Source organism: Iningainema tapete BLCC-T55, from assembly GCF_014698965.1.
Classification (GTDB): Bacteria; Cyanobacteriota; Cyanobacteriia; order Cyanobacteriales; family Nostocaceae; genus Iningainema; species Iningainema tapete.
This window is the reverse complement of record NZ_JACXAE010000036.1, coordinates 168596-178443: the sequence shown is the minus strand read 5'-3', so window position 1 is coordinate 178443 and position 9848 is coordinate 168596. Positions and strand designations below refer to the sequence as shown.

Sequence of the window (9848 nt, the reverse complement as noted above, 5' to 3'; positions counted from 1 at the left end):
TTGTCTCATTTTATTCTTGGTTTGCTTTTTTATTTCAGTAATTACCGATTGTGACACTATTGGGTGCGGAATATAGGTTAAAGAAGTCGGGTATCTGATAAATTTCACGGATATACCAATTTCAACTGCAATTATATTGTTCAGTATATTTAGTGATGCCTGAAAATTAACTTTGAGAATAATATTGTCTTCAACACTAAAGCTTTATTAGCTGAGGTTGAATTGCACAACAAAAGGAAAATACTTAGAGCAAGTTACTTATTACCATATATAGTAGTTGGTGGATTGATTTTTTACTTAAACTCTGCCACAAATCTCAACTATATATTAAAAGGCTATCTAGTTTTGTTAGAAGCCCAAGCAAGTATTCTTGTAATTTATTTCATAATGAACAAGTTGGGTAAGCATTCTTCGCGCTCATCTTAAATAATATAGGCTTGTACTGCTAATTTATTGTTGGTATAAAAAATGAAAAGTAAAACATCAGCTATTCTTATTTGCTTTTTCGTGGGTTGGTTGGGAATTCACAAATTTTATCTGGGGAATAATTTAGCAGGTGTATTGTACTTATTATTTTGCTGGACTTTCATTCCGTCAATTATCGCATTTGTTGAGTTTTTTATATTAGCGTTTATGTCAGATGCAGATTTTAATGCTAAATACAACAAAGGTATGGCTCCTGCTGGGGGAGCAGTATCTGCCCAAGATGCAACCAAAGCTTTAGGTGATTTGAAAAAGCTTTTTGATACAGGTGTCATCACCGCAGAAGAATATGAGCAAAAACGGCAGAATCTTCTCAAATCTTTGTAATTTAAATCTATTGGTTAATTTACTGTGTCACAATCTGCTTCTTGGTTTAAACAAACCCCTGCTTGGGTATGGTTATCAATCACTCCTGTATTTGGGGGTATAGCGATCGCCTATGCTGGTTACAAATCTAAAACTAAGATTTGGATTGCAGTAGGTGTAGGCATCACATTTCTGAATTTTGTTCTATCTTCTATTAGTAGTGTAGCCGCTATAGTTTGGCTGATATATTTAGCTCAGATTGGCGTAGCTTTCTACCTGAAACACAGATTTCTCGCCAAAACTTATCCGAAAAATTTACCAATCCCTGAAGAACCAGAATTAGCTAAGTTAGTAGCACAACACCGGAGCAAGATTGATATTAATCAATGCTCGAAAAATGAATTGGTCAATAGTTTAGGATTACCAATAGTATATGCTAATAATATTGAATCACTACTGAATGAAGGTTATATTTTCACTCATCCAGAAGAGTTAACAGAAATCGCCGGGATTCCAGAAAATCAAGTAGCCCGGATAACACAACTAATTACTTTTAGTTACGACTACAAGAAAGAAGCTGATTTTTCTTGGAAAAGGTTGAACACTTATTCAACTGAAGAATTAATTTCATGTGGGTTGGATAAAGCGATCGCTACAAAAATTGTTACCGAAAGGCAAAGAGGCGAGTACAAGTCATTGATTGATGTGAAACAGCGAACCGGGTTGCCATTAAATACTTATATTCATATTATTTGAGAATCTTCTATTCTTTAGAGACGTTACATGTAACGTCTCTACTTTTCATAAACTTTATTTATCACCAATTTACTAAGAATTTTTAAATATTTATTTTCTTGATAATTAAGAGTAAAATCTTCCGGATATTTATAATTTAGTAAATTATTTTTTGATTTAAAAAACATGTTGACTTTGATTTTTTAGTTTGCTACTTTACTTGGTGGTATGAAAACCTAGAAAGAAAAATTTACAAAATTGAGGTGTAGTACAATGACACTAACCTACAGAAATAAAACAGAAGTTCTGTTTGAAAAACTAGGTCAAGAAGATACAGCTATGATTACAGGAGGTGTAACTATAGCTGCTTCTGCCTCAGCACAATTTAGTAGCCCTACACAACCTACAGTACAGAAAGAATTGACAGTACAAAAACCAATCACGGATATCATCACAAAACTACCAACCTCTGAGTTAGGTTTAACTTTTCCGGTAAACATCCAGAGTGATGAGTTAACCAAAGCGCTGCAAATATTTAGATGATGTCAAGCAAATAAGCGCAAAATTATAGGATAATAGATTCTGTAAAAGTTCTTCTAAGTGGCAGTTGTGCCATTCAGACTTGAAAGAGAAAATAGAAATCTTCTGACACTCCTAGATGATGAGGTGAAAAAGCAATGGTAAATTATATAGAAGATTTGTGGGTATCCATATCGAATGAAGATAGCGCGAGAATTAGCGGAGGTGCTGAAGTTGCGATCGATGTTGGTGCAGAAGCACAAGGTGAACAATTTGCTAGCACTTACACAAATGCTCGCACCTTTGTCTTTACAGTACCCAAAATTACAGTACCTACGGGTAATTCTTCTACATCAACTATTTTTGGCGGTAAAACCATCGCAATTGGTTTTGGTTTTGCACAAGGAATAGCAATAGATTAAGGTAATAAACAACATATCTTCTCGTACCCAGTATGGGTACGAGAGTCGGTGAAAGGGAGACTCAGATACATTCGCGTACACGAGGATATTTGTGTCGATAAATACAGCGTTAAAGGTAAAATCGGCACCGTATTGGGAGTCGATGTGGCGCTGAGCGTGATGTAAATTAGCTAGAAATTAAAGTTTGATAGATCTAAAGTTCCGAAATCAGCAGTAGGTATCAATGGGTTGCGTACAAGAAAAACATTGCTATCACTAGTATCAAACCTAGAAGCAGATAAAGTAAATGTTATATAGCGTCCATCAGCAGAAATACTTGGAAAAAATGAATACCTATTTCCTTGAATACCATTAGGATCAACGGATACCCGTGTAGTGATATTGTCAACGGTATCGCGGACAAAAACATCTTCCCTCATATTAGTATCATTTGGTACTAAATTGCTAGCTCTTGAAGTAAATGCTACATAGCGTCCATCAGCAGAAATACTTGGAGAAAATGAAGCGCTATTTCCTTGGATACCATTAGAATCAAGGGAAATCAGCGTAGTGGTATTGTTGATGGTATCGCGAACAAAAACATCAATGTTATCGGTACTGGAGACAAAAACACCAATATTGTTATTAGTATCATTTGGTACTAAATTGCTAGCAAATGAAGAAAATGCTATATAGCGTCCATCAGCAGAAATACTTGGAAAAAATGAAGAACTATTTCCTTGGATACCATTAGAATCAACGGAAACCAGTGTAGTGGTATTGTTGATGATATCGCGGACAAAAATATCGTCATTTAGTCTACCATTAGTATCATTTAATACTAAATTTGTAGAGAATGAAGAAAATGCTACATAACGTCCATCAGCAGAAATACTTGGAGAATTTGAAATACCATTTCCTTGGATACCATTAGAATCAACAGAAACCCGTGTAGTGGTATTGTTAACGGTATCGCGGACAAAAATATCGGAATTTCCATTAGTATCATTTGGTACTAAATTATTGGCACTAGACTGAAATGCTACATATTGCCCATCGGCAGAAATGCTTAGCATAAATGAATCCTCATTTCCTTGGATACCATTAGAATCAACGGAAACCAGTGTAGTGGTATTGTTAACGGTATCGCGGACAAGAACACCTAAATTGTTGAGTATCCTATTAGTATTATTTGGTACTAAGTTACTAGCTCTGGAAGTAAATGCTACATAGCGTCCATCAGCAGAAATACTTGAAGACCCTGAACTCCCATTTCCTTGGATACCATTAGAATCAACGGAAACCAGTGTAGTGGTATTGTTAACGGTATCGCGGACAAAAACATCACTAGAATTATTAGTATCATTCGCTACTAAATTACTAGCGCTGGAAGTAAATGCTACATAGCGTCCATCAGCAGAAATACTTGAAGGCCCTGAACTCCTATTTCCTTGGATACCGTTAGAATCAACGGACAAGCGTATAATATCAAAGCTCGGTGAGTAGTCAAAGGTAAGGGTGTAATTGGTATCGCCACTTAACTGATAGACTTGGAGGTAGTAGCTACTTGGAGTATTCAAGCTAATTGACTCTGATGACGTACCACTTACCGTAGAACTCAGTATTACTTCATTTGAGTCAACAATGCGATTAAAGTTACTGTCTCTAATCAATCGTATATCCGCATCACTTGTCAGTCCAGCCAGATTAATGTTGACGTTTTCAAGTGATTCGATAGAGAAGGCGTAGATATCAACAGTGTTATTGTTCCCTACCTGATTGATGAAGGTGCGATCGCCTTCTAAATCTCCGAGTTGAAATTCAGCAGGTAAAAGGTTACTGGGATTGTCAGCAGATAATAATAGACTGTAAGAAGCATTATCTACAGGTGAAAAAGGACTAGCTTGAATAATATAATTACCTGCGGGTTGATTGGCGACATTAATTGACTCATCCGCGTTACCTGCTCTGATGGAGTTGGAAATGAATGTATCAGACGCATCTACGATCCCATTGTTATTGTTGTCACGGTAAAGACTCAAATCAACGTTAACATTGGCGCTAATGTCTGTTAAAGCCACATTAATGTTACCTAAACTTTTGGTACTGAATTGGAAAACATCAATCGGATCTGATTGGCTGACAGTCTCACGGCGGTTGATAGTATTAGTCAATGTACCAAGATTGAAAATAGCCATTTTTTTTCCTTTTCACGGTAGATAACAAAATATTTGACTCTCACAACCTCAACTGAAGGCTGTTCAACAGTGATGTTTTAAGAGCTATACGTAAATTCCCCCACTCATAATAACAGGAATTACTTGGAATTTGAGCGGGTTTTTAATAGGTAGTTAAAAACAACTTTTAACCGAAAGATTATATTTTTATAACCTTTTTATCAACTTTATTTTACTTTCAAGCCTTCATTACCACAAATTGAAAAAATAATGTTGCACTTTTCTACATTGACAAGATGATATAGGACTACTATTTGATTATTGAACAGATACATAGGGTGTGTGAGCCAGGAGTACAGCACCCTACCTGATTTGATGATTGAACAGTAACGCTTCACGATAGTTTAAATAAACCTCATACATAATTACTCCATTACTGCTAGTACCGCTTTCGGCAACAACTTATCTTTAAACCAAACAATTCTTGCAGGGACATCATCTAATTTTACACCCGCCTTTTCCAAATTCAATCGTTCCGAAATAGCCAAAATCAAATTATCAGATTGTGCTTTGCGTACCTGAGCAAACTTCTTTTGCAAATATTCAGGACGCCAATAACCGACAATTTCTAATAAAAAATAACGCCCATCAGGATGAACCAATCTAAAATCAGGAATCATCACACTGCCAGGAATCGGAATTAAATCCACCTCACGCTCCAACACCCAATCAGTCTTCAGCGCATCCCACTTATTAGCAAAAGACTCTTCCAGCATACTATCGTAAGGCTTCCCCGGTGGATAGTGAGACACCAAACCACAATCAGAATTAAGAGTAAAACGCCCAGTCTTCCAAGTATTAGAATAAGTATCCCGACTTTGCAAAATAGCCGACAAACTCCACCTAGTAACATGAAGTAAAGCCGGAATCAGCTTAGCTATTGCCAAACCATACCGCGTACTAGGATGAAACAAACTAGTAGGACCATCAATAGTAATAGTAAACCCATGTTCAGCATCCCCCTCAATATAAGCCATCAATTGAAACAACTTGAGATAGCGAAACAAAAGCTTATATTGTCCCGGAACATTACGATGAGCATTAATAACCAACTGACTCGCCTTATAAAAAACCCCCTGCACCTGAGACAAATTATATCGATGCAACAAATCCTCCGCCGTCGGAGCATCAAAAGCAATCAAAATCTTATTCTCCGACAAATCAGCATATAACCCCTCACGAACCTGTTGAGGTAAAACTTCCCGCTCAAGCTCATGACTCAAATCCAACGCAACCTTATTCAAAGTCACCTCAGTAGATTCTCGACTAGGAATAGACTGCGCCGACAAAGCAAAAACCCTTTCCCGTAACATTTGCGGCTCTAGGGGACTCACCACCTCAAAAGTACAAAAACCGCTTTTCAAAATATAAGCCAAACCCCGCTTCATTCGATAATCTGGAGTATCCCCCTCCAACTCCGACAACTGACGCTCAAGCGCACCCTGAGTATCACCCACAGCCTCCTGAAAACAACAAATCAACTCCAGAGCCAACGCCAAACTCGGCTCATCAATCTTCAACCTCTTCGGAATAATCTCCTCCCCATTCTGCCGGAGACTCAGCAACTCTGTTGGTAACATTAGGATTTTGGATTTTAGATTTTGGATTTTGGATTGAATAATTTATCTCTTGCTGCTGTGCCGCCTTCGGGTGGAGACGCTCCGCCGGAGCGTCTCTACCACCATAAACAACCTGCAAATTACCTCTTTTTTGCTCCCCTGCTCCCCTGCTCCCCTGCTCCCCTGCTCCTCTTCTCCGCGCCGAAGTACCCTCCTCAGATGTATCCAGCGCCACAACCTCATACAAAATCGCCTGCTTATCCTTATCTTTACCCTTCCGCAACACCCTACCCAAACGTTGAATATACTCCCTAGCCGAACCAGTACCAGATAAAATAATTGCCACACTCGCCGCCGGCACATCCACACCCTCATTCAACACATGAGAAGCAACCAAACTCTTATACTCACCCTCACGAAACTTAGTTAATATCTCATGACGTTCCTTCACCGCAGTTTGATGAGTAATCGCCGGAATCAAAAACTCATTAGAGATACGATAAACTGTGGCATTATCAGCAGTAAAAATCAAAACCCTTTCCGGGTAATGTTTCGCCAGTAAATCAGCAAGAATGCGCAATTTACCATCAGTACCCAAAGCAATCTCTTTAGCTTCGCGGTGCGCTAACATTGCTCTGCGCCCTGCTTGACTTCTCGCACTCATTTGCACAAATCTTTGCCAACCTTGGATACTTCCCAAAGAAATCTTGGCTTCCTTTAAAAAGTCATTACGAAGTTGAATTAACTGGTTGTAACGTTCCCTTTCCTGTTGGGAGAGGTTCACCTTAATTTGCACAATTTCATGTTCTGCTAAAGCCTTTCCTGCCAATTCCTCCGCCGTTTTGCGATATACTTCTCTACCAATTAAGAAATTTAAATCAGCGTGTTTACCATCAGTACGCTCTGGTGTAGCCGAAAGTCCCAAACGATAGGGTGCGATCGCATACTCAGCAATTACCCGATTAAAATCCGTCGGTAAATGGTGACATTCATCAAAAATTAACAAAGCATACCGATCCCCTAACTTTTCCGCATGAATTGCTGCACTATCATAAGTTGCCACAAGGATATTCGTTTTATCCCGTGAGCCACCACCCAGCAAACCCACCTCCGCATCAGGAAAAGCTGCCACCAGGTGTGCATACCACTGGTGCATTAAATCCAGAGTCGGCACTACTATCAGCGTAGTACGTGGCGTTGCTTGCATTGCCAGTTGTGCCAAATAAGTCTTCCCCGCAGCCGTGGGTAATACAACAACCCCTTGTCTTCCCCCTTGTTTCCAAGCTGCCAACGCTTCACTTTGATGGGGGTAAGGTTCCATTACCAGACTGGGAATCAATTCTACCGGATAAAACGCCTTTGCTTCATCAATAAAATGTGTCTGCTCCGCTTGTAATACTTCCACCACAGCACGATAATGGATTGCTGGAATACGAAACTTTTCTATGCGATCGTCCCATGTAGCATAATCCATCCATCCTCTGCCGCGTGGTGGTGGATGTAGAATTAACGTGCCACGATCAAAATTTAATACCGGGGTACGAGCCATTTTACATGTAGAGACGCTCCGTCGGAGCGTCTGTACAATATTTTGATACCTGAATTCCCATACCAATTTACATATTTTCAAGTGTACATAATTATTAATAACGCAAAACCTACACAATTAATCCCACTGACACAAATAAAAGCAAACATCTGTGTTCATCTGTGTTCATCTGTGGTTAATTATTCTCATATTTTCCAACTTTACTACTTCAGACAGATGTGCAGCAAAAAACTGTATGGAGTGAAATTTGACAAGGCATAATAGTGATTAAAAATGAGTATGCAAAAAGCAGGCATCGAACGAGGTTGTCGTGGATTTGAGCGATCGCAAACAAGCAGAAAATGCGCTACGTAAAAGTGAAGAACGCTACCGCGCTTTTGTTGAGCAGAGTTCAGAAGGTATTTGGTGCTTTGAACTGGAAGTACCTATTTCGCCCAACTGTTCAGAAAATGAGCAACTTCAGTATTTTTACCAGTATGCCTACCTAGCGGAATGTAATGATGCAATGGCAAAAATGTATGGCTATGCTTGTGCCGAAGAAATTATCGGGGCAAGGTTAGGACACTTTAACCCTCCAGAAGATCCGCAGAATATAGAATACTTACGTAGTTTTATTCGTTCTGGCTACCGACTAGTTGATGCTGAATCCCATGAGGTAGATAAGCACGGTAATTCTAAGTACTTCTTAAACAATCTGGTGGGAATTGTGGAAAATGGCTTCCTGCAAAGAGTGTGGGGAACTCAACGCGACATCACAGAACACAAACTAACTCTCTCAGCGCTGCGCCAACGAGAAGATGAACTACGCCTGATTACAAATGCTTTACCCGTGCTAATTGCTCATCTCGATGCCCAACAACGCTATCGCTTTAATAACAAAGCATACGAAGAATGGTTTGGAATTTCCGCAGCAGAAATTTATGGCAAGCATATTAGAGAAGTTCTTGGTATTGCTGTTTATGAATCCATTCGTCCGTATGTAGAAGAGGTGTTGTCCGGAAAACCAGTAAGCTACGAAAGCCAAATGCCCCACAAAGATGGTAGCATTCGCTATTTTAATGCCACTTACGTTCCTCAATTCAAAGGGGAACAAGTGTCCGGATACATAGCCTTGATTAGTGATATTACCTCTCGCAAGCTTGCAGAGCAAGAAAGGGAACAACTACTTAACTCCGAACAAGCGGCTCGAAAAGAAGCAGAAGCGGCAAACCGTTTGAAGGATGAGTTTTTAGCCACACTCTCTCACGAACTCCGCACTCCTCTCAATTCAATGGTAGGCTGGACACAGCTACTTACAACTCGCAAGTTTGATGAGGCTACTACTGAGCGTGCATTGGAAACAATCGATCGCAACACCAAGTCCCTGAGAAGATTGGTAGACGATGTTTTGGATGTATCGCAAATTATTAGAGGTCAACTTCGCCTCAATTTCCTTAAAATTGAACTTGTACCAATTATAAAGGCAGCAATTGATACGGTGCGTCCCGCTGCTCTAGCTAAATCAATCGATTTTCGATTTTCGATTTTTGATTTAGGGGTATTGAGTGATTGCGAATCTATTGTAAGCGATCACCTTGCACCAAAATTCTTCATCTTGGGTGATGCTAACCGTTTACAACAAGTTATGTGGAACTTGCTATCCAACGCTGTCAAGTTTACACCTTCGTGTGGAACGATAGAGGTGCGATTGTCAATACAAGGGTGTCGGCAAGAAACACCCCACACCCCACTTGCCCAAATAACAGTAAGTGATACGGGAGAGGGTATTTCTCCTGAGTTTTTGCCTCATGTTTTCGATCGCTTCCGTCAAGCTGATAGCTCAACTACGCGCCCACATGGTGGACTAGGATTAGGATTAGCGATTGTGCGTCACTTGGTAGAATTGCATGGTGGCACAGTCTGTGTTTCTAGCCCTGGAATTGGAAAGGGGGCGACATTCATTGTCAATCTGCCCCTCACTAAATAATTCGTAATTCATAATTCGTAATTAAAAAGGTATCCAACTCCCGCAGATACAAGTTGATTTAAAGCAACTGCAATTAAAATAAACGTAATGTAT

The 9848-nt window shown here is 39.5% G+C and carries 8 protein-coding genes; 5 read left to right on the top strand and 3 right to left on the bottom strand.

The annotated features are described in order from the left end of the window. The first annotated feature begins 468 nt into the window (after positions 1-468). From ICL16_RS09555 to ICL16_RS09540, 4 genes are all read left to right on the top strand, one after another. Positions 469-810: an NINE protein gene (locus ICL16_RS09555; protein WP_190826697.1), complete on the top strand. Its 342-nt coding sequence runs from the start codon at positions 469-471 to the stop codon at positions 808-810. A 24-nt stretch (positions 811-834) separates the two neighbouring features. Next, positions 835-1545, top strand: coding sequence for a helix-hairpin-helix domain-containing protein (locus tag ICL16_RS45490; RefSeq protein ID WP_190826695.1), 711 nt, complete (start codon positions 835-837; stop codon positions 1543-1545). A 252-nt stretch (positions 1546-1797) separates the two neighbouring features. After that, complete coding sequence (locus ICL16_RS09545) at positions 1798-2067, top strand: hypothetical protein (protein ID WP_190826693.1); 270 nt, start codon at positions 1798-1800, stop codon at positions 2065-2067. Between the two features lie 134 nt (positions 2068-2201). Then, positions 2202-2465, top strand: coding sequence for a hypothetical protein (locus ICL16_RS09540; protein ID WP_190826691.1), 264 nt, complete (start codon positions 2202-2204; stop codon positions 2463-2465). 170 nt (positions 2466-2635) lie between these two features. On the opposite strand, the gene ICL16_RS09535 is transcribed toward ICL16_RS09540, so the two are convergent. The 3 genes from ICL16_RS09535 to ICL16_RS09525 all read right to left on the bottom strand — a co-directional run bounded on the left by ICL16_RS09535 (position 2636) and on the right by ICL16_RS09525 (position 7789). Continuing rightward, complete coding sequence (locus tag ICL16_RS09535; RefSeq protein WP_190826690.1) at positions 2636-4642, bottom strand: TolB family protein; 2007 nt, start codon at positions 4640-4642, stop codon at positions 2636-2638. A 404-nt stretch (positions 4643-5046) separates the two neighbouring features. Further along, positions 5047-6261, bottom strand: a complete 1215-nt coding sequence (locus ICL16_RS09530; protein ID WP_190826688.1) for a DUF790 family protein — start codon at positions 6259-6261, stop codon at positions 5047-5049. Beyond that, the gene (locus ICL16_RS09525; RefSeq protein ID WP_190826685.1) at positions 6191-7789 is read right to left on the bottom strand and encodes a DEAD/DEAH box helicase family protein; all 1599 of its coding nucleotides are present in this window, start codon (positions 7787-7789) and stop codon (positions 6191-6193) included. Before ICL16_RS09525 ends, ICL16_RS09530 begins: the two co-directional genes overlap by 71 nt. Positions 7790-8099: 310 nt before the next feature. Between ICL16_RS09525 and ICL16_RS09520 the strand changes: the two genes are divergently transcribed. Then, positions 8100-9755, top strand: coding sequence for an ATP-binding protein (locus ICL16_RS09520; protein ID WP_190826683.1), 1656 nt, complete (start codon positions 8100-8102; stop codon positions 9753-9755). The last annotated feature ends 93 nt before the right edge of the window (positions 9756-9848 follow it).